The organism is Coleofasciculus sp. E2-BRE-01, assembly GCF_040221695.1.
Classification (GTDB): domain Bacteria; phylum Cyanobacteriota; class Cyanobacteriia; order Cyanobacteriales; family Coleofasciculaceae; genus Coleofasciculus.
This window is the reverse complement of record NZ_JAVKEA010000081.1, coordinates 1-19,238: the sequence shown is the minus strand read 5'-3', so window position 1 is coordinate 19,238 and position 19,238 is coordinate 1. Positions and strand designations below refer to the sequence as shown.

The window sequence follows — 19,238 nt, the reverse complement described above, 5'->3', positions numbered from 1 at the left end:
TGGTGTCTCTGGCGCAATGGCTCCACTCCGAACCCATCCCGAACTCGGCTGTGAAACGTTGCTGCGGCGAAGATACTTTGGGGGTTGCCCCCTGGGAAAATAGCTCGATGCCAGACTTCTTCTTTTTTAAAGCCCTCTTTTCGTACAGAAACCGTACAGGAAAGAGGGTTTTATGCTATGCTATGGAAATTTCACTGCTATGTCGCTGTTTGGTGCGATTCAATCTGTCCTAACCTTACCTTAATGACAACGGCTATAGCTAAAATGAACGACTCAACGAAGTAGAAGGTTAAGTGACTACGCCTCATTAGTTAAATAAATCTAAAAAATTCCTAGATAGGTTCGATATCAAAACGTTGGTTTCTTATACTGGAATAGTCTATTAGCATTTTAATTATTCTCAAAATCCCTAACAAAAATTAAGTCAAAAATTATGACAGGTCAGAACTATGGTTTACGATGTAGCTATCATTGGCGGTGGCGTAATTGGTTGCACGATCGCGCGTGAGTTAATGCGCTATCCTATCCGTGCTGTCTTGTTGGAAAAGGAGAGCGAAGTCGGATTCGGAACCAGTAAAGCCAACAGTGGGATTATCCACGGCGGTCATCACGGCTCCCCCAAAACCTTGAAAGGGAAACTAGAATGGTTGGGGAATCAAATGTGGGATACCATCTGTGATGAGCTAGGTTTCGGGTTCAAGCGCATTGGCGAACTGACTGTCGCTTTAGCCGAAGAACAACTCCCCACCTTAGAGAAACTCAAACAACAAGGTGAAGAAAAAGGCGTTCCTGGTCTGGAAATGTGGGATCAGGAACGCTTATTGCGAGAAGAACCCCGCCTTAATCCTGACGCCATCGCTGGACTCTATGCCCCAACCACAGGGGTGATCAATCCCTACGAAGCCTGTTTCGCCCTAATTGAAAATGCCTGTCTGAATGGATTGGAACTGGTAACCGATACTCTGGTCCAGGACATTGACCAAACGGACGATATTTGGACCATTAAAACCAATCGCGGCGAATTTCCGACTCGCTTTATTATCAATGCGGCGGGACTGTGGGCTGACCGTATCGCTCAGATGGCAGGAGTCCAACCCTTTACCATTCGCCCTCGTAAAGGTGAGGAATATATCCTGGACAAGCGGTTGATGGGGTTAGTCAAGCGGGTGATTTTCCCCTGTCCCACTCCCGTGTCCAAAGGAATTCTCGTCATCCCCACCTACGATGGCACGATTATGGTTGGTCCTACGGCAGAAATGGTCGATGATAAGGAAGACTTGACCACCAGTGTCGCCGGAGGACAAACAGTTTTCCAGATGGTCAGACAAGTCGTTCCCGGTATTAGTCCTAGGGATTGCATCGCTGAGTTTGCCGGGTTGCGGGCAGTTACGGAAACCGAAGACTTTATAATTGGTTCAACTGACAAAAAAGGCTTTATTAACGTCGCGGGTATCCAGTCTCCTGGACTCACAGCGGCTCCGGCAATTGCTGAAATGGTAGGAGATATATTAAGGGACGAAGGTCTGCCCTTACAACCCAAGGATGATTTTGTCCCCTCCATTCCCAAACCCATCCATTTTGTTTCCTTGTCTACAGACGAACAAATCGCCCTGACTCAAGAAAATCATCATTATGGTCGCATTGTCTGTCGCTGCGAATTAATTACCGAGGGTGAGATTTTAGATTCCATTCATCGGGGCGCACGCACCATCGACGGCATCAAATTCCGTACCCGCGCCGGGATGGGGCGCTGTCAAGGGGGGTTCTGTACTGGACGGTGTATGGAACTGCTATCGCAAGAATTAGACCAGCCGCTATCGCAAATTACCAAACGCGGCGGCGACACTTGGATTGTTCGAGAACGGGAGGAGGTAGCCAAATGATTACGGACACAATTAGCCACTTAAAACAAGAGTATGATGTCGTAGTTGTTGGTGGTGGTCCAGCAGGTATGGCAGCCGCCTTAGGTGCTAGACAAGCCGGAGCCGATCGCATCCTGATTGCTGATCGGGAGAAAGAAGCTGGGGGTATCCTCTTGCAATGTATCCATCCGGGTTTTGGACTCCAGCATTTTAAAGAAGAACTCACCGGTCCAGAATATGCCCAGCGCTTTTTGGAGCAAGTCTTAGAAACGGACATAGATATTGTCAGCGATGCTTACATCCTGGATATTAGTGCTGACAAACAAGTCAAACTCATGTCTGGTAGCCAAGGCGTCCACGTTCTTTCCACCAAAGCCGCTGTACTGGCAATGGGTGCCAGAGAACGCACACGCGGCGCGATTCGCACTCCCGGTACTCGCGCCTCCGGTGTCTTGACCGCTGGGTTAGCCCAGAAATTTGTCAACATGATCGGTTATCTGCCCGGACATCGGGCGGTGATTCTCGGTTCCGGGGATATTGGCTTAATTATGGCGCGACGGTTGACATTGGAAGGGGTAGAAGTCGCAGGCGTGTTTGAAATTATGCCTCACGCCAATGGACTCAATCGCAATATTGTCCAATGTCTGCACGACTTCGACATTCCCCTGCACCTTTCCACGACAGTTGCGGACATCCATGGCAGAGATCGAGTGGAAAAGGTTACTGTTGCTCCCGTTGATGAAAACTTTACCCCAAATTTAGAGCAAAGCTGGGATATTCCTTGTGATACCCTGCTGCTGTCTATTGGCTTGATTCCAGAAAACGAACTATCCCGACAGTTGAAACTCCAGATTGACCCTGTAACCAGTGGTCCAGTGGTGAACAGCATGATGGAAACCTCCATGGATGGAGTTTTTGCTTGTGGTAATGTTGTCCATATTCACGACTTAGTGGATTTTGTCAGCCAGGAAGCCTTTCTCGCAGGCAGCAATGCTGGGGCTTACGTCACCGAACAACGCCCTCCGGGGGATAATATTCGCCTAGTTCCAGGGGAAAATGTGCGCTACTGCGTCCCTCATACTATTTCCACCGACCGAGAACACACGGTTTATATGCGGGTCAAGCGCCCCATGGAACAAAGCGTATTGCGTTTAGGTGACGTGTATGAGAAAAAACTACGCTTTGTTTTGCCAGCAGAGATGGTTAATCTCAAAGTACGTCCTCGGTTTTTGGAGAACTTCCACGGAGATACCTTGCGGGTAGATGTTGTACCCTTTGAAGATTAAAGGAGTAAGGTGCGGCAGATGGAGAAGATGGGGCGCGATGTTCCAGACGTGATGACAGAAGCGTCTGGGAGATGGGGGAGTGAACTCAACATTGAATCAGGGCGGGTTTCCTACCAACGTTACCATCATGAACAAAAAGAAACTTCCATTACCCGCCCCGACAAACCAGGTTCCCTCAAGGGTGGCGAAGGATTTACCAATCACTAATCACCAATCACCAGGTATTTATTATGACAACAATTACTCATTACCTTTGTATTGGCTGTCCCCTAGGTTGCCGTTTAGAAGTTGAAGATGAAGACAACAAGATTGTCGAAGTGCGGGGTTTTAACTGCAAACGGGGACAAGAGTATGCGAAACAAGAACATACCGAACCTCGCCGTATGGTAACAACCACTGTACAGGTAGAACAAGGGCGTTGGGCTAGGCTTCCGGTGAAAACCAATATGGCTATTCCTAAAGAAAAAATGCAAGAATTGTGCCAAGCGCTGCGTCAAGTGAAACTAACTGCACCTGTGAAAATGGGTGAGGTGATTTTGGCGAATGCCTTGGAAACAGGGGCGGATGTGGTTGCTACCAGAGACATGCCAGCCGCTTGAATTAGATTGATTCTGTCCTCGAAGGTCGTGAAGAATTTCGTTCAGCATGACAGATTACCTCTTTGACTGCAACTTGGTATAAACCCGCCCCGGTTAAATTGCAAAATTGAGTCAACCCGATAACTCCCCCATCTCCCTGTTTCCTCGTTGGAAATGTTAATGGTAGCCTAGACGATTACTGGAAACACATTACAGTATAAATAGCCACCGTGTTTGAAATTGAGTTGACAGACCAAGCTCAAGGAAAGGAGGGAGAACTATGATGCACTGAGATTATCGGGTGTTCTTTGAGGATAGTGGCTACACAATTCGCACCGTATATTATGATGATCACGGTGCGATAGCTGCCTGTTCGGAAAAGCCGATCGAGCCTTTCGGAGAATCACTCGAAGATCTGCAAGACGAATTACATCTTTTACAGGCGGCTTTAAAAAAGAACGTTCTTTCGGCTTCTGATGTGCCAGAGCAAAGCGTTCGCCCGAAGGTAAAGCGGGGAAAATCGTTAAAGGCGGTTCGCGAGCAACTTGGCTTACACAAAGAAGCGGCTAAAGAAAGTTAAGAGAGCCAAGCGTGGTTCCTGGAGTTCTTGCTCTTCCCCCTATCTCCGCGACAAATGACAAATGACAAATGACAAATCATTGACAACGATCGCAGACTCCATGCACCGTCACCTCATAGCTTCCAGCTTGCATACCGGGAGGTAGGCGGTTTAAGTCAACGCTTTCAAAGGTATCCCAAGGAATATCTTTAATCGCACCGCAACAGCGACAACGAAAATGATGGTGGCGATCAACATTCGCATCGTAACGACAGACACCTTCCTCTAATAAAACTTCCCGCACCAATCCCACTTCCCGCAGTGCTTGTAGCGCACTGTATACAGTCGCTTGAGAAGACGTTGGCGCTTGGTGATTGAGATCGCTGAGAATTTGATCTGCCGTTGGGTGATCAAAACGAGTCAGCAAATTGGCATAGACAGAAAATCGCTGTGGGGTAACCCTCAACCCCTTGGATTTCAAGACTTTAATCAGGTTTTCTGCTTGCTGCTGCATGGTATTCACCGTTTTCATAAGCAGTTCTTTAATTATAACACTCTTTTTTAGGAGTTATACTTGTCTAGCAGTTAGACTGAAAAATAAGTATTTATTACTATTGACTCATTCTTAAATCAGAATTATTCTGAGTTATAGTTAGATATAGCTAAAGCAAACAAAAATCTAGTCGTCTGTAAAACGAGGTAAATATGGCTGTTATTGATCGTGTACCCGACGCTGTGTTCAAGACTCGCGTGCGTGATGAGTCTGTAGGGGGTTCAAATCCCTACCGTTGGCAAGATCGGACAACGCAGGAAATCTTTGGTGGCAAAAAAGTTGTTTTATTTTCCTTACCGGGTGCGTTTACACCCACCTGTTCGTCCAACCACCTGCCTCGCTATGAAGAACTCTATGATGAGTTCAAGGCGCAGGGTATCGATGAAATCATTTGCCTGTCGGTGAATGATGCGTTTGTCATGTTTCAGTGGGGTAAACAGCAAGGGGCAAAGAATGTGTTATTGCTCCCCGATGGTAATGGCGAGTTTACCCGCAAGATGGGAATGCTAGTCGATAAGTCCAACCTCGGTTTCGGAATGCGTTCCTGGCGCTATTCGATGCTGGTGAACGACGGCAAGATTGAAAAATTCTTTGCAGAATCGGGTTATAGCGACAACTGCCCAGATGACCCCTTTGAAGTGTCTGATGCAGATACGATGCTCGCTTCCCTGAAGGGACAAGAACCCGCAGGTGTCTCTGAGCCGCGTCTGGCATTTGTTGGTTAATTTGAACTACCATCAGTGGGGGCACGACATGTCGCGTCCCCACTGTTTGTGTGTAATGGTGTTGGGTGTCTTCTTGCTGTTTCAACCAGAACAGGACTTACACAACTACACCACATATCGCGGCAATGGTGCGTTACGCTACGCTAACGCACCCTACATATAGAGGTTTTGCGTAAGTCCTACAGAAGACACCCGGTTCAATTAGATGAATAACTCAAAGACTTGTCGGCAGAACTGTTTAAGCTTATCACTAACCTCCGGCGCAGGCTGATAATTACCGACACATTGCCAGTTCTCAACCGTCGAAAGTCGCCAAGCTTCTCCTTGATGATTAAATCCTGCCGCATCTAAACCGATCAAGCGATGAGACTGTTCTAAAGGATCTTGGTAAAACCGAATTTGTAGTAAGATGCTGCGACTTTGTAACTTTCTACTCCACCCAGGAAAGTGAAAACCGATATCGATTGAGTCGGGATCAACTAGATTGCGGGTATCTGGGTCATTTTGCCAGGGTTTCAAGTCCGCCTTAGCATCGGGAAACTGGGACTTAAACAAGTTGACTATGGCGGCAATTTTGGTGGTTACCTCTAAACCCTTGGCTTGTTCCGCAGCATTCATGATTAAATCTCCTATGGTTAACGCTTATTTACAAGATTGCTTCATTATTTATTACAATTAGCGAGTCTGTTCGCTATCTGTTTAGCAGACAGGGGATATGTTGTGATTTGTTGACAATTCCCGGAGATCGGAAATTACCAAGAAAACTTGCTCAAACGTCTACAGGGCGGTAAGCTCAAAGCACGGTCAAGGTGTAGGAAATAACAGTGTCCATTCAGGAAAAGTCCATTCAGGTCGGGTCGCTCCAGTGGTTTTATCGGGAAGCTACTCCAGTGAATCCCAGTACACAACCCCCGGTGCTGCTGCTTCATGGTTTACCCTCCCAGAGTTACTCATGGTCAGCACTGATGCCCGATTTAGCCGAAAAAGGATTCCGTGCGATCGCGCCAGACTGGATTGGTGCAGGTTTCTCTGCTAAACCAGACCGTCGTAAGTTTGCCTATACGCCAGATGCTTTTATTAAAGCCTTAGCAGAATTTATCCAACATCTGCAAATCGAGCTATTTTATCTGGTTGTCCAAGGGTTTCTGGGTTCAGTGGGACTCCAATACGCTTTGCGTTACCCCGATCAGGTTGAACGGTTAGCCATTCTCAACACCCCTGTCTCATCAGCGAGTCAGTTACCGTGGAAGATCAAGCAATTAGGCTTACCCTTGGTCGGTGATATGTTGACCCAAGATCCCTTGTTGGTCGATCGCACCTTAGAAGGCGGTAGTGGCTATCGCGTGTCTGATAAAGATTTAGACGTATATCGCCGTCCCTTTCTCAGCAGTTCTGATGCAGGGCGAAGTTTACTGATGACGGTTAAAAACCTGCAATTTAAATCATCCATGGCAGAAATCGAAGCCGGGTTTCGCAACTGGAATCAACCCACATTGATTCTTTGGGGGATAAAAGATCCGTGGCTTCCCTTGGTTCAAGTTCAAGAATTTGCCAAAATGATTAAGAATGTCGAATTGGTAGAACTAGAAGAAGCCGGACATTATCCCCAAGATCATTGGTCTGAGAAGGTGAGTAATAATCTGCTGCTGTTTCTACGCCGTCAAGCGTTGTAAAGAGAGAAGCTGGGGGAGCTGAGGAAGCTGGGGGAGAAAAAATTAAATTAGAGTTTTCTACGAGTAGTAAAGCACTTTCTAACACGGTGTAATACAGTAACTCTAGGACAGCTCTGTTCTGCTCTTGTTTGGGTGTATCACATGGAGTCTGAAAACGCTGTAAAAGATCGATGATCGAAGACATTCAAGCGTCTGGACAGCAATTATCTCGGTCGATTCAAAACTTTTTACTTTATGCTGAATTAGAATTAGCCGAAACCTCCAGTGAACGGCGTCAAACCTTTCAAGCCTATCAAACTCGATTTTCATAATTATTTCCGCTCAAGCTTGAAAGCGTTCCAGATAAGCAAACTATTGTTACTGTTTCATTACCCGTTTCGAGATAATTGATGCTGTAATCGAATGGAATAGAAACAATATAGCATTACCCTCTGCAATAGTGTAATTATTCAGCTAGACATGAAATTAAGTTGGGTTTACTGGCATCAACCCAACCTAAATATTCACTATTTTAGTAGCGTCGTCAAGCTACTCAAAACCTGACTCAATTGTCTCTAAGAATGACTCGCTGTGGGGTTAGCTACATACTTAAAGTCGGGTGCAGAATTCCACGGCTTATCGCCTTGTTGAGAGTTGCCGTCTGACTCGGTTGATAAGTTATAGTACAGATCAACGGTACTATCAGGTTCAATGTTGCCAAACATGGGATCAGTGAGCTTACCCAGAGAATCTAACGCATTCATAAACATCTTAGTGTGGGAAATTTCGCGGGTAAGTAAGTGTACTAGCGTCTCTTTTGTCCCCGGATCAGGTGCTAGTTTAATGAGTGATTCGTAGGTTTGACGAGCGCCTGCTTCTGCGCCTATATTTGCTCGTAAGTCACGGACAATATCGCCACCTTCATTAATATAGGTAGCCGTCCAAGCAGAGCTTTGACTATCTAAGAAATGAGGACCCATTCCCCGTACTGCAAAGAGTGTACTTTTATACGCATCAGTCTGGTCAACATTTTTGGTGTGAGATTCAATTAGTTTGCCAATCATCTCTAAATGGCTAAATTCCTCAACCGCGATATCTTGCAGCATATTCCGAATGGAGGGATTTTCACAGTGAAAAGACTGCACCCAGTACTGTAGAGCAGCGGTGAGTTCACCTGTAGCACCACCGAATTGTTCTAACAAGAGTTGGGCAAATTTGGGATGTGCTGTCTCGATATTAACGGGTTGAATGGTTTCCTTTTTGTGGAAAAACATAATTTTTTTTGAGTATGGCTATAGAGGCAAAAGCTGCCTACCCAGTTATCAATCAACTGAGCTTAAATACCACGGTAATCAAGAAAATTGAATCCCACCTTAACCTAAAGATAGAAACTACTGTAGAGATTGTTTTGAATTGACTCAACAGTACACCTAAAAAAATATGCCTTAAGCAATAGACATCCTCCATCTGACTCGAATTAATCGCTTGGGTTAGGTGGATACTTCAGCCAGTAAATAAGCTTTTAATCAGATGTCTGTAGTAACCTACCCATAATGGGTTCAGCGTGGCGGAAATAAAGTGAGTCCTGACGCCTTACCGGAATTTCTTCCTTTATCGCCTTGAATTGTTGTACTTTACTTTGTAGGGAGAAAGAACTACTCCCTCATGCAGCATGGCAGAAATAACTGACCAGCTTACATTTCCCCCAGCTTATCCCTTGTCCGCCACTCCCCTGCTGAACTTATGAGCCTGCGCCAGAAAACCCTACTCCTGATTGGTCTCACCCTTGCGGGTTTAATCGGTGTCCTCTACGCCAGTCTATCGCTGATTTTAATCCGTAGTTTCGCGCAAATCGAGGAACAACATGCGTATCGTAATGTGCGACGGGTACAGGAGGCGTTATTTGATGAATTAGATAGTTTAGCTGTTTTAGCGGCTGATTATGGTGAGTGGGATGATACTTATGCGTTTATTGAAGATACCAGTCGAAATTATATTCAAGAGAATCTATCAGATACAAATTTAACGAATATTAACCTAAACCTGGTTTTATTCTTTAACCGCCAAGATGAATTGGTTTTTGGTAAACATTTTAACTTAGCTCAGCAGCAAGAAATCCCCATTCCTACTCCCTTAATCCAACAACTGAATTTTGATAATGTTCTACTACAGCATCCTGAGACAAGCAGTAGCATTACAGGTTTAATTCTCTTACCTCAAGGACCGTTAATGATTGCCTCAAATCCCATTCTTACCAACGAGGAAACTGGTCCAATGCGGGGGTCTTTGATTATGGGTCGTTACCTGAATGACCAGCGCATTGAGGCGTTAGCGGAACTCACCCAACTCAATCTTAAGGTCTACCGACTCGATAATACCCAATTACCAGCTAAATTGCAGACTGTGCAGTCTAGCCTATCTGAACAGGAGTCCCAACCCAATCAGGCTCCCATCTTAATCCAGATTATAAGTCGGGAGGCGATCGCAGGCTATACCCTCCTCCGCGATATCTATGGTCAACCTGCGTTACTGGTTCAAATCGACATCCCACGAGAAATCTATCAACAAGGTCGCCTTAGTCTACGTTATCTTATTTTATCCCTTTTAGGTTTAGGGATTCTTTTTAGTGTCGGTACTCTTTTCCTATTGGAAAAAATGGTACTGTCTCGCCTAGCAAAACTGAGTACCAATGTACAGGAAGTTGGCACAAGTAATGACCTATCGCTACGAGTTAGCGCCAAGGGACATGATGAATTAACCCACCTGGCACAAACAATAAACTCGATGTTAGACGCCTTAGAGTCTTCTACCAAAAACCTGGTTACTGAACGAGAAAAGGCAGAAAATCTCCTCCTGAATATCTTACCGGAATCTATTGCCAAACGCCTGCAAACAGACTCGGATACCATTGCCGATAGTTTTGAAGAAGTCACGGTTCTCTTTTCCGATATTGTGGACTTTACTCGCCTATCAGGAGAAATCTCGCCCACCGAACTGGTCAATCTCCTCAACGAGATTTTCTCGCGATTTGACCGTTTAGTAGAACTTCATGGCTTAGAAAAAATTAAAACCATTGGCGATTCCTACATGGTTGTCGGCGGCTTACCCTTACCGCGTCAGGATCACGCTGAAGCCGTTGCCGAATTTGCCCTAGATATGCAAGGGGAAATTGATGCGGTTAATGCCCAACAAGGACACGCTTTCATGATGCGTATTGGCATTCACAGTGGTCCAGTCGTCGCTGGGGTGATTGGGTTGAAAAAGTTTATTTATGATTTGTGGGGCGATACAGTTAATACAGCTAGTCGTATGGAATCCCATGGTCTTCCGGGTTATATTCAAGTTTCTGATGCCACCTATGAACATTTAAAGGATAAATACGTTTTTCAAGAACGCGGTTCAATTTCCGTTAAAGGCAAGGGAGAAATGACGACATACTTTCTCAAAGAGCGTAAGCCAAAATAAATCGGAGAATTCGGTTGAGTCGAAGCATGAAAACCAACTGTAGGGGCGGGTTTAGCCATTTAATTGTGATATCTACTGATAACCTTTCAACAAAACTCTCCCTTCATCAAGGTTATAGATGTCTAATAAATAACCAATGACCAATGACATAAGACAAATGACCAAATTAATCAGCCATCAATAACCAAAATCCGGTATACGTTATTCCCGAATCATCCGGTTGCACCAACAAAAAATGCAATCCCTGACTCGTTTGCTTGCGCTGTTCATACAACCTCGCCGCCGCCGCTACTTCTTCATCTTCAAAGGTTGCCATTACCCAGCGTTCCACTAATCCGGCTTCTAAAATTAACCCATCCGGCGCACCGGGAATATAATTAAGCGTTACAGGTTCCACCTCTTGCAGCCAACGCGCTAATGGCATCGACTGACGCCCCCCATCAATCACGACTCCGGGAACAGCTACCGTTGAGGCTAAACCTAATTGGAGAGGTAAGAGTTCTTTGGGCATCTGTACAATCGGAATCGGGCGTTGGGCAAACCCCTCCTCAATATCCCCTGCGGGAATACTAGCAAATCGCCAGCGATCGCCCCAGAGATTTTCGGGTAAGGGTACAGGTGGCGGTTTGTCTAAGCTAAGGGGGTTGTACGCTTCCCCAGTGTAATTCTCGTGCTGTTGATACTCTAACGTTCTTTCCTGTAATCGTTGCTTTAGGGCGGGCGTGCGTCGTGTGGCTTCTACCTTAATCTCTAATTGTTGTCCCACCTCCTGGAATAAATTGAACGACTGGGGGCGAAAGACGTGAATTGCATCCGGTAATCCTGTCTTAGTCGCCGCGATTTTTACCTGCGATACCAACCAATCACGGGTTACATCTGGCTGAGGACAGAATGATTGATAGATAACATTGCCTGTGGTGTCACAAATTAATAATTCCCATAAGACTTGTCCAGTTTCATCTCGCAGAGGACGCCGATAAAAATCCGCTTGCCAAACGTTCATTGATAAAGTCATTCGTCATTTGTAAGGGTTTAAGGCTTGTTTACAAAACTTAGTACAGTGCTGTTTTCTTTTATCCGATTGCTGACCATTTTCCTTTTCCCTGTAATTCTGGTCTAAGAAAAAAGTCTAGCTTATCTTCTGATAGCAAGGGTGGGGAGCATTGGTGTCAACTTAAGCTAAACCCCTCACCCACGCCAGCCCTCACCCCCAGCCCCTCTCCCAAGCTTGGGAGAGGGGAGCAAGAGGGGAGCAAGAGAGTCCGGTTCCCCTTCTCCCATGAAACAAAAGCGAAGCATCCTCTGTCATCCCTCCTCGCAGGGGGGAATGAGGGGGGCTGACAGGTGTAGGTTTTTTACTGTGCGGTTGGGGCAAGACAAGGACGGCAAGGGGGACAAGAGGACAAGGGAGGAAAACCGTACAGAATCTTGTTCGGTCAAGCTAACTTCTAAAAATTGTGGCTTTTTTCAAATGCGATCGCACCATCTCTTCCCAATGCAGAACAGATGTACTAATATAGATCTCAATCAAGGTCTTGGAATTGTAGACGATGATGTGGCAACCCGGACAGAAATTACAACAGGGCAAATACGCGATCGCAAAAATCCTCGGACAAGGTGGCTTTGGCATTACCTACCTCGTCAAAGACAAACAAGGGAATCCCTTAGTGATTAAAACCCTCAACGACTACCTGCAACCCCAATACAACGCCACCAAATATCAGCAGGATTTCATCAATGAAGCCTTACGCTTAGCCAAATTCCGCCATCCTCATATCGTGCGCGTCGATGAAGTAATTAAAGAGGATGAACAGTGGTGTATCGTCATGGAATATATTCAAGGGGAAACCTTAGCCCATCGGGTTTGGCATCACGGTGTTTTGTCAGAATCCGAAGCTTTAGGCTACATCCAGCAGATTGGCGAGGCGCTGACGCTGATTCACAATCAAGGCTTACTGCACCGAGATATCAAACCTCTCAATATTATGCGGCGTCCTGTGGAAACTGTACCCGGAATTGCTGGATATGAAGCCGTTCTGATCGATTTTGGCATTGCCCGTGAATTTAGCCCCAATATTACCCAAACCCATACCCAGTCGTTATCGGAAGGATTTGCCCCGATTGAACAGTATGATTGGCGATCCAAACGAGGTGCTTATACTGATGTTTATGCTTTAGCCGCGACATTGTATGCCTTGCTAACGGGTGAAATTCCCTTACCTGCACCGATGCGAGCATACCGTTTAGAATTAGAATCCCCTCAACAGCTTAATCCTAAAATTAGCGATCGCGTCAATCAAGCTATCCTCAAAGGAATGGCACTCCAACCGGAAGCCCGTCCCCAATCCGTGGCAGAATGGTTGGTGATGTTGGGCAGTAGTACCGTAACATCGGGACTTTCGCCGGAAGATTATCAGCGATTGCGGACTCTACTGGCGGCTCAACACTGGCAAGCGGCGGATCAAGAAACGGCTAAACTCATGCTGAAAGTATCAAGGCGAGACGGCTGGTTGAGGGTGGCGGATATTGAGACGTTTCCCGCTCAGGAATTACATCGGATTGATAAGATGTGGAGAGAATACAGTCGCGATCGCTTCGGTTTAACCGTACAAAAGCAAATCTGGCAGAGTATTCTAGATAAGCAGAAAAGTCATTGGCAAGCCTGGTGTAGTTTTGGCGATCGCGTGGGATGGCGAGTAAAAGGCAATTGGGTAACCTATAATCGTCTCCAGTTCAGCCCAGACGCACCCATTGGCGAATTGCCCGCGCTGATAGTTGCTGATCGTTTTGCCCTGCGCCAGCAGGAGTCTGTCATGTCTTTGTTGTCACGCCAAGATTTGTAAGTCGGTGAGAACAATGCAAGTTAGCGCCTCTGATTGGACTTTGTTGATGTAAAGGTTTTTTGAGTCATCCATGACAAACTCTCGCCAACTTGCATTCCTCGCCCTACGAGATATTCACAAATTAGGTGCGTTTACAGATATTGCGTTGGATCGAGTGCTTCGTCATACTACGCTTAATCGTGCCGATCGCGCTCTGTTAACCGATTTAGTCTATGGTACTACCAGACACACTCGCACCCTGGATGCCTTAATTAACCAACTGGGGAAGAAAAAAGCCCACCAGCAGCCCCCAGACTTGCGCTTCATTCTGCATCTGGGCTTATACCAATTGCGCTATCTGCAACGCATTCCCCCATCAGCCGCCGTTAATACCAGCGTGGAACTAGCTAAAGCCAATCAATTAAAAGGATTAGCCGGGGTGGTTAATGGGGTGCTGCGACAGTATGCCCGTCTGAAAGCCAATCCCCAATTAGATGATCCCTTGCAGTTACCCTCCCACCCGATTCAGCGCCTGGGTATTCTCTATAGTTTTCCCGACTGGATGATCGAACTGTGGTTAAATCAATTGGGAATCGAGGAAACCGAAGCCCTTTGCCAATGGTTCAACCAACCGCCAACCCTTGACCTGCGGATCAATCCCCTGAACGCTTCTATCGATACAGTAGAAACAGTGATGCAAGCCGCAGGTATTCAGGTTCAGCGCCTTCCTCACCTTCCCCAAGCTTTACGCTTCCAAGGAAGTACAGGTTCAATACAAACGCTGCCTGGATTCAACGAGGGATGGTGGACAATTCAAGATAGTAGCGCCCAACTGGTGAGTCATTTACTCAATCCTCAACCCAATGATGTCATCATTGACGCCTGTGCTGCACCGGGCGGGAAAACCACACATCTTGCCGAACTCATGCGCGATCGCGGTACAATCTGGGCATGTGACAAAGCCGCATCTCGCCTAAAAAAAGTCAAAGCTAATACTCAACGGTTACAATTACAATCCATTCAAATCTGCCCAGGCGATAGCCGTGATTTTCCCCAATTTACCCAAAAAGCTGATGCTGTTTTACTCGACGCCCCCTGTTCTGGTTTAGGTACATTACACCGTCGCCCCGATATCCGTTGGCGTTGTACTCCAGCCAGAGTTCAGGAACTTTCTGTACTGCAAAGTGAACTATTAACTCAGACAGCCACCTGGGTTAAACCTGGAGGCGTTCTCGTTTACGCCACCTGCACTTTGCATCCCCAAGAAAATGAAGCCGTGATTCAAGCCTTTCTAGAACGTCATCCCCACTGGCGTATCGATGCACCCCCGCCGACACTCTCCGCTTTTTCTACGCCTCAAGGCTGGCTGAAAGTCTTACCCCATCAGCATCAGATGGATGGCTTTTTTATGGTGAGATTGAAGTATTTGGGGGGTTAGTCATTCGTCATTCGTCATTTGTCATTTGTCATTTGTCATTGATCATTGGTCATTACGTGAAGTCGGGGCGGGTTTAGTTACATCTGGGTGTAACCAAAAAGATAGTAGTGAAACCCGCCCCTACACAATCTCCCTCATCTCCCTCAGCTCCCTCAGCTTCCCCAGCTTCCCCAGCTCTCCCAGCTTCCCCAGCTTCCCCACCTCCCCCAACTTCTCTTAACCAAGCCTGCTCATTGGTAAAGATTAGAACGTCTAAGCGCATTTTTGGGGACAGTTCTGATATAGATATAGCAGAAGTTCTTTGTAGAAAAACGTCATGGTTACAGACTCTCATGTCAAACAGCTTGTAAAGATTCTGATTGGTGCGGCTTGGCTCGATGGTCGAATTCAGCCAGAGGAACGGCAGTATCTGCACCAAGTCGCCCAGCAATCCAATGTGGCTGAAGACCCAGAAATTCGACCCCTGTTGAACGAACTCAAATCGGTGTCCAGTGACGAGTGTTATAGATGGGTGCAAGAGTATTTGGGCGATCATCCTAGCCAAGAGGATTATCAGGGCTTGATTGAAGCGATTAGTGCCTTAATTTACAGCGATGGCGATGTAGATACTGAGGAAGCTAAACTTCTCACCCGCTTACAGCTTCTCGATCCTGCCCAAACTTCTCCCAAGTCCACTCATAATAACGTGCTTAAAGCCATTCAAAAACTTTACCACCGCTGGATTGACCAGCAATCTTAGTAATGTGGGATGGGGGTTGGTCATTTGAGTTCTCAGTTAATTTTTTCTCCCACAAGGGCAGGTTTAGTCCAGTTATCGATGTGTCACAAAATGTTATCCGGACAGGTTTAGTCAAATTTTACCGACAGGGCTAAAACGTTATGGGTAAAAACCGCCCCTAAAGATCGGCTTTCCCAGCTTCTTTAGCTTTTATCCTTTACTCTAAAAGTCAGTAGAGGATTTTTTATTTTTTGGAAACTAATTGTCCGGACGGATCGTCATTCACACTGAAAATGTTCCTATAAAGCAGTGACGCGCAAAACATTTTCTTGCTAAACTTTATCTAATGAATGGGTAGGAAAATTTTAGGAACATCTGGAATTCTAAACGGTCTAGTAAATTAACAAACAGAACGATTCGTGTTGGAGAACGCCTTTAATGTCTAACTTTCATCCCTGGCAATCTGGAACCGCTGCATTTTTAGCCTTTGGATTAACGGCTGGTGCGATCGCTCCCTTCGTTACAGGTGCATCAGCGCTTGCCCAAAGCACACGTTTCTCAGATGTTTCTTCTACCTACTGGGCGGAAGACTTTATTACCGAATTAGCCCAACGGGATATTATTGCTGGGTTTCCGGATGGTACATTCCGACCGGATGCTCCCGTAACTCGCGCCCAGTTTGCGGCGATGATGCGTAAGGCAAATCAAGCCTTTAATAAAGCCGAGCAACGCGGGTCAACAACTTTTGTTGATGTCCCTTCAAGATACTGGGCGTATTCTGCCATCCAAGATGCTTATAAAACAGGATTTTTAACGGGATATCCAGGGAATGTTTTTAGACCTGAACAAAATATTCCTCGTGAACAAGTCTTAGTTTCATTGGCAAATGGTTTGGATTATTCAGCCAGTTCAACCAGTGTTTTAAATTACTACAATGATGGTTCTAGCATTTCCAGTTGGGCGCGGACGCCAATAGCCGCTGCCACGGAAGAACGCTTGGTGGTGAATTATCCTAACGCTAAATCGTTAAATCCCCAGCGGAATGCTAGTCGTGCTGAAGTTGCGGCGTTTATTTACCAAGCGTTAGTGAGTGAAGGAGAAGCACAAATCGTCAGTTCTCAGTACATTGCTAATCCAGAGTTTACGGTCACGATTCCTGCGGGTACAACTATTCCAGTTAAATATATCCGAGAGAAAATTCTGGTTGCTGAAGAAGACGAACAATTACCCTTAACGTTAACTGTCGATGCGAATATCACCACCTCTGATGGCACTGTATTGATTCCAGCAGGTAGTGAGATTGTCGGTGAGTTGCGTTCTACGAATGGTGGCGCTCAATTTGTCGCAGAGAAACTGGTGATGAATGGTCAGCAAATGACTATTGATGCTGCGTCTGGAGTAATCACCACGACGGAAACAGTCACTCAAGGTAGTAATGTCGGAAATTTGGTCAAGAATGCAGCACTCGGTACAGCGGCGGCGGCAGCGATTTCAGCGGTAACGGGAGATCGGGCGATCGCGACGGAAGAACTGTTGATTGGTACGGGGTCTGGTGTAGCATTGAGCTTAATCCAACGCTTCCTCGGTCGCAACAGTGTGGATCTGATTGTGATTGAACCGGATACCGATTTAGATCTCAAACTTGATGAGGACTTAGTTATCAGCACCAACTAGCGTCATTGTGTAGAGACGTAGCATGCTACGTCTCTACAGGTTAACGATGTGTGGCAAACAAATAGGTATAGGTGTTTTCGGTGTTTTTTTTCTTCATGATTCATAAATTGGCAACCAAACGACAAACGTTGTTCCCTGGGTTGACTTCCCCCCAGAACGGCGAATTGCTGGGTCTGACTGAGATTGAGTCCACGGGGACTGCGCCGGACTAAAGACCTCGATTTGACCCTGCATTTGTTCAATCAGTGTTTTGGCGATCGCTAACCCTAAACCACTCCCCGGAATCCCTGTGTTGGCTTGTATTCCTCGATAACGCCGCTCAAATAAATGCTCGATGTCTTGGGGCGGAATTCCAACTCCGGTGTCAGTAATTGCAATTCCCACCATTGTTCTCGTCTCATCTGTGGGTTGACCCACACCTGCTTCCACATCAATTTGCCCCCCAGCGGGCGTGTATTTTAAGGCATTGTCAATTAAATTATTTAAAACCTCTCGTAACGCCCTAGCGTTTGCCTGCACAGGGGGTAAGTCTTGGGGAATCGAGTAGCGTAATTCTAAATCCCGTTCCCCCGCGATTGCTTGGGCGGAAATGAGCAGGGGTTCTAATACGTCGGCGACGGTGAATGACTCGACAATTAGGGTTTTACCCGGAAGCAACGGAATGGCTGGTGCGTCTGTCTCTGGTTCTGAGTTAACCGAAGAAACAATTGTCCCAGTTTCGTCTGATTCGGGGAGTGGACAAGTTGCGGCGCTAGCTGATGCGGGTAAGGTTAGGGGTTCACTTGTTGGTGCATCCTGATCTAAGCATTCATCAAAATCTTGTAACAATTCCTTCAAGCGATCGCTCTCTCGCACAATACTAGCTGCAACGTTATGATTTTTATCATCGGGTTGCAGTCGATTGAGTAGCAGTTTGCCAAAGGTTCGCAATGCGGTTAAAGGATTGCGAAATTGATGCAGGATATCATCCAGCCGATCCCGTTGCTGTGCTTGTAGACGGCGTTGCTGAGTCCATTCCTGCTCAAACCAAGCCCGACGCCGATCCATTAAGTAGGCAAGTGTCAATGTTCCAGCGATGCGTTCAATCGCTGTCTGTTCTTTTTCATTCCACGGTCGATCATCGCGACTTGTGACTAATAATCCCATAACTACTTCTTCGTGGATTAGAGGCAAAACCATTTGCCGTCCTTGAGATAAGGGAGAGTTGTCCTGAGAGAGTGAGGTGGAATCGGGAAGATGGTGATCGTCAGCAGGTTGAGGTAAAAGGCGAGGTACAGCTTCAGCAAGGCGGGGAATCGTATCCACTGAACTCATGCGATCGGGCAATGTTAACTCCGTCTCCTCCTCTTCCCATATCGCCGCTTCTGGATAGACTACTACCGGAATCAGCTTAGGTTGCGCTGCCTCGTCGAGTTTATCCGTTGTTAAATAGACCGCACTCAACGCCGCGCCTAGACTTTGAGTAAGGATTCCAACCTGTGATTGACACAAGGCGACAAATTCTGAACTAGCAGGAATGAACATGAGAATTGCGTGATCACCACCAGAGGGCTTTTACGACAGAACCCAATAGAGGTTCCTTTTCTATAATGTCGAACAATTGACACGACTGACTATTACCCAAAAGGTGTAGGATGACACTCATTCGTCCTTTGTTCTCCCTCATCTCCCCCATCTCCCCCATCTTCCCCATCTCCCCCATCTCCCTCATCTCCCCCATCTCCCCCATCTTCCCCATCTCCCCCATCTCCCCCATCTCCCCCATCCTGACAGGTGTAGGTTTTTTACTTGAGGGTGGGGACTAGACTTGGAGGACAAGGAAGGAAAGTAGACAAGGTAGAGAAGAAAAGTAGACAAGGTAGAGAAGAATTATATAGTTCAAGACGTATTTATGGAAAAAGATTGT

General features: G+C 46.4%; 20 protein-coding genes and 1 rRNA gene. 14 read left to right on the top strand and 7 right to left on the bottom strand.

What is annotated here, in order from left to right; translation table 11 throughout:
- The 6 genes from rrf to RIG66_RS09765 form a co-directional block, all read left to right on the top strand.
- Positions 1-116: ribosomal RNA gene (gene rrf, locus RIG66_RS09790) — 5S ribosomal RNA — on the top strand; the annotation flags it as partial.
- A 333-nt stretch (positions 117-449) separates the two neighbouring features.
- Positions 450-1,883 (top strand): FAD-dependent oxidoreductase, encoded by a 1,434-nt coding sequence (locus tag RIG66_RS09785; protein WP_446377506.1) that lies wholly within the window; start codon positions 450-452, stop codon positions 1,881-1,883.
- Positions 1,880-3,148 carry an NAD(P)/FAD-dependent oxidoreductase gene (locus RIG66_RS09780; protein ID WP_446377504.1) on the top strand — a complete coding sequence of 423 codons (1,269 nt, stop codon included), beginning with the start codon at positions 1,880-1,882 and terminating at the stop codon, positions 3,146-3,148. Before RIG66_RS09785 ends, RIG66_RS09780 begins: the two co-directional genes overlap by 4 nt.
- An 18-nt stretch (positions 3,149-3,166) precedes the next feature.
- Complete coding sequence (locus RIG66_RS09775; protein WP_446377502.1) at positions 3,167-3,355, top strand: hypothetical protein; 189 nt, start codon at positions 3,167-3,169, stop codon at positions 3,353-3,355.
- 23 nt (positions 3,356-3,378) lie between these two features.
- Complete coding sequence (locus RIG66_RS09770) at positions 3,379-3,747, top strand: DUF1667 domain-containing protein (RefSeq protein ID WP_446377500.1); 369 nt, start codon at positions 3,379-3,381, stop codon at positions 3,745-3,747.
- A 280-nt stretch (positions 3,748-4,027) separates the two neighbouring features.
- Entirely contained in the window at positions 4,028-4,306 is a 279-nt protein-coding gene (locus tag RIG66_RS09765) for a hypothetical protein (RefSeq protein ID WP_446377498.1), read from the top strand.
- A 76-nt stretch (positions 4,307-4,382) separates the two neighbouring features.
- Here RIG66_RS09765 and RIG66_RS09760 read toward each other — a convergent pair whose 3' ends face one another.
- The gene (locus tag RIG66_RS09760) at positions 4,383-4,799 is read right to left on the bottom strand and encodes a Fur family transcriptional regulator (RefSeq protein ID WP_446377510.1); all 417 of its coding nucleotides are present in this window, start codon (positions 4,797-4,799) and stop codon (positions 4,383-4,385) included.
- Between the two features lie 191 nt (positions 4,800-4,990).
- On the opposite strand from RIG66_RS09760, the gene RIG66_RS09755 reads away from it, so the two are divergent.
- Positions 4,991-5,563, top strand: a complete 573-nt coding sequence (locus RIG66_RS09755; RefSeq protein ID WP_446377496.1) for a redoxin family protein — start codon at positions 4,991-4,993, stop codon at positions 5,561-5,563.
- 201 nt (positions 5,564-5,764) lie between these two features.
- Here RIG66_RS09755 and RIG66_RS09750 read toward each other — a convergent pair whose 3' ends face one another.
- Positions 5,765-6,181, bottom strand: a complete 417-nt coding sequence (locus tag RIG66_RS09750; protein WP_446349737.1) for a hypothetical protein — start codon at positions 6,179-6,181, stop codon at positions 5,765-5,767.
- A gap of 206 nt (positions 6,182-6,387) precedes the next feature.
- Between RIG66_RS09750 and RIG66_RS09745 the strand changes: the two genes are divergently transcribed.
- Positions 6,388-7,236 carry an alpha/beta fold hydrolase gene (locus tag RIG66_RS09745; RefSeq protein ID WP_446377494.1) on the top strand — a complete coding sequence of 283 codons (849 nt, stop codon included), beginning with the start codon at positions 6,388-6,390 and terminating at the stop codon, positions 7,234-7,236.
- A gap of 170 nt (positions 7,237-7,406) precedes the next feature.
- Positions 7,407-7,547 (top strand): hypothetical protein, encoded by a 141-nt coding sequence (locus RIG66_RS09740; protein WP_446377492.1) that lies wholly within the window; start codon positions 7,407-7,409, stop codon positions 7,545-7,547.
- Positions 7,548-7,790: 243 nt separating this feature from the next.
- On the opposite strand, the gene RIG66_RS09735 is transcribed toward RIG66_RS09740, so the two are convergent.
- Entirely contained in the window at positions 7,791-8,489 is a 699-nt protein-coding gene (locus RIG66_RS09735) for a manganese catalase family protein (RefSeq protein ID WP_446377490.1), read from the bottom strand.
- Positions 8,490-8,958: 469 nt separating this feature from the next.
- On the opposite strand from RIG66_RS09735, the gene RIG66_RS09730 reads away from it, so the two are divergent.
- On the top strand, positions 8,959-10,680 hold the full coding sequence (locus RIG66_RS09730) for an adenylate/guanylate cyclase domain-containing protein (RefSeq protein ID WP_446377488.1): 1,722 nt from the start codon (positions 8,959-8,961) through the stop codon (positions 10,678-10,680).
- Between the two features lie 166 nt (positions 10,681-10,846).
- Here RIG66_RS09730 and RIG66_RS09725 read toward each other — a convergent pair whose 3' ends face one another.
- Positions 10,847-11,683, bottom strand: coding sequence for a Tab2 family RNA-binding protein (locus RIG66_RS09725; protein ID WP_446377508.1), 837 nt, complete (start codon positions 11,681-11,683; stop codon positions 10,847-10,849).
- A gap of 547 nt (positions 11,684-12,230) precedes the next feature.
- On the opposite strand from RIG66_RS09725, the gene RIG66_RS09720 reads away from it, so the two are divergent.
- Positions 12,231-13,523 (top strand): protein kinase domain-containing protein, encoded by a 1,293-nt coding sequence (locus RIG66_RS09720; protein ID WP_446377486.1) that lies wholly within the window; start codon positions 12,231-12,233, stop codon positions 13,521-13,523.
- Between the two features lie 70 nt (positions 13,524-13,593).
- On the top strand, positions 13,594-14,940 hold the full coding sequence (locus RIG66_RS09715; protein ID WP_446377484.1) for a 16S rRNA (cytosine(967)-C(5))-methyltransferase: 1,347 nt from the start codon (positions 13,594-13,596) through the stop codon (positions 14,938-14,940).
- Between the two features lie 73 nt (positions 14,941-15,013).
- Here the strand turns inward: RIG66_RS09715 and RIG66_RS09710 are convergent, their stop codons facing one another.
- A complete protein-coding gene (locus RIG66_RS09710; RefSeq protein ID WP_446377482.1) occupies positions 15,014-15,202 on the bottom strand; it encodes a hypothetical protein in 189 nt (62 codons plus the stop codon).
- Between the two features lie 54 nt (positions 15,203-15,256).
- Here RIG66_RS09710 and RIG66_RS09705 point away from each other — a divergent pair, with 54 nt between their 5' ends.
- Entirely contained in the window at positions 15,257-15,679 is a 423-nt protein-coding gene (locus tag RIG66_RS09705) for a tellurite resistance TerB family protein (RefSeq protein ID WP_446377480.1), read from the top strand.
- A 417-nt stretch (positions 15,680-16,096) separates the two neighbouring features.
- Entirely contained in the window at positions 16,097-17,332 is a 1,236-nt protein-coding gene (locus RIG66_RS09700) for an S-layer homology domain-containing protein (protein ID WP_446377478.1), read from the top strand.
- A 93-nt stretch (positions 17,333-17,425) separates the two neighbouring features.
- On the opposite strand, the gene RIG66_RS09695 is transcribed toward RIG66_RS09700, so the two are convergent.
- Together RIG66_RS09695 and RIG66_RS09690 are read right to left on the bottom strand one after the other, a co-directional pair.
- Positions 17,426-18,856 (bottom strand): GAF domain-containing sensor histidine kinase, encoded by a 1,431-nt coding sequence (locus tag RIG66_RS09695; RefSeq protein WP_446377476.1) that lies wholly within the window; start codon positions 18,854-18,856, stop codon positions 17,426-17,428.
- A 13-nt stretch (positions 18,857-18,869) separates the two neighbouring features.
- Complete coding sequence (locus RIG66_RS09690) at positions 18,870-19,088, bottom strand: hypothetical protein (RefSeq protein ID WP_446377474.1); 219 nt, start codon at positions 19,086-19,088, stop codon at positions 18,870-18,872.
- Positions 19,089-19,238 lie beyond the last annotated feature (150 nt).

Coding starts and splice junctions, on each gene's coding strand:
- RIG66_RS09710 (WP_446377482.1), bottom strand. CDS start 15,202: ATGCGCTTAGACGTTCTAATCTTTACCAATGAGCAGGCTTGGTTAAGA.
- RIG66_RS09695 (WP_446377476.1), bottom strand. CDS start 18,856: ATGTTCATTCCTGCTAGTTCAGAATTTGTCGCCTTGTGTCAATCACAG.
- RIG66_RS09775 (WP_446377502.1), top strand. CDS start 3,167: ATGGAGAAGATGGGGCGCGATGTTCCAGACGTGATGACAGAAGCGTCT.
- RIG66_RS09705 (WP_446377480.1), top strand. CDS start 15,257: ATGGTTACAGACTCTCATGTCAAACAGCTTGTAAAGATTCTGATTGGT.
- RIG66_RS09780 (WP_446377504.1), top strand. CDS start 1,880: ATGATTACGGACACAATTAGCCACTTAAAACAAGAGTATGATGTCGTA.
- RIG66_RS09715 (WP_446377484.1), top strand. CDS start 13,594: ATGACAAACTCTCGCCAACTTGCATTCCTCGCCCTACGAGATATTCAC.
- RIG66_RS09700 (WP_446377478.1), top strand. CDS start 16,097: ATGTCTAACTTTCATCCCTGGCAATCTGGAACCGCTGCATTTTTAGCC.
- RIG66_RS09755 (WP_446377496.1), top strand. CDS start 4,991: ATGGCTGTTATTGATCGTGTACCCGACGCTGTGTTCAAGACTCGCGTG.
- RIG66_RS09760 (WP_446377510.1), bottom strand. CDS start 4,799: ATGCAGCAGCAAGCAGAAAACCTGATTAAAGTCTTGAAATCCAAGGGG.
- RIG66_RS09720 (WP_446377486.1), top strand. CDS start 12,231: ATGATGTGGCAACCCGGACAGAAATTACAACAGGGCAAATACGCGATC.
- RIG66_RS09735 (WP_446377490.1), bottom strand. CDS start 8,489: ATGTTTTTCCACAAAAAGGAAACCATTCAACCCGTTAATATCGAGACA.
- RIG66_RS09750 (WP_446349737.1), bottom strand. CDS start 6,181: ATGAATGCTGCGGAACAAGCCAAGGGTTTAGAGGTAACCACCAAAATT.
- RIG66_RS09690 (WP_446377474.1), bottom strand. CDS start 19,088: ATGGGGGAGATGGGGGAGATGGGGAAGATGGGGGAGATGGGGGAGATG.
- RIG66_RS09730 (WP_446377488.1), top strand. CDS start 8,959: ATGAGCCTGCGCCAGAAAACCCTACTCCTGATTGGTCTCACCCTTGCG.
- RIG66_RS09785 (WP_446377506.1), top strand. CDS start 450: ATGGTTTACGATGTAGCTATCATTGGCGGTGGCGTAATTGGTTGCACG.
- RIG66_RS09770 (WP_446377500.1), top strand. CDS start 3,379: ATGACAACAATTACTCATTACCTTTGTATTGGCTGTCCCCTAGGTTGC.
- RIG66_RS09740 (WP_446377492.1), top strand. CDS start 7,407: ATGATCGAAGACATTCAAGCGTCTGGACAGCAATTATCTCGGTCGATT.
- RIG66_RS09725 (WP_446377508.1), bottom strand. CDS start 11,683: ATGAACGTTTGGCAAGCGGATTTTTATCGGCGTCCTCTGCGAGATGAA.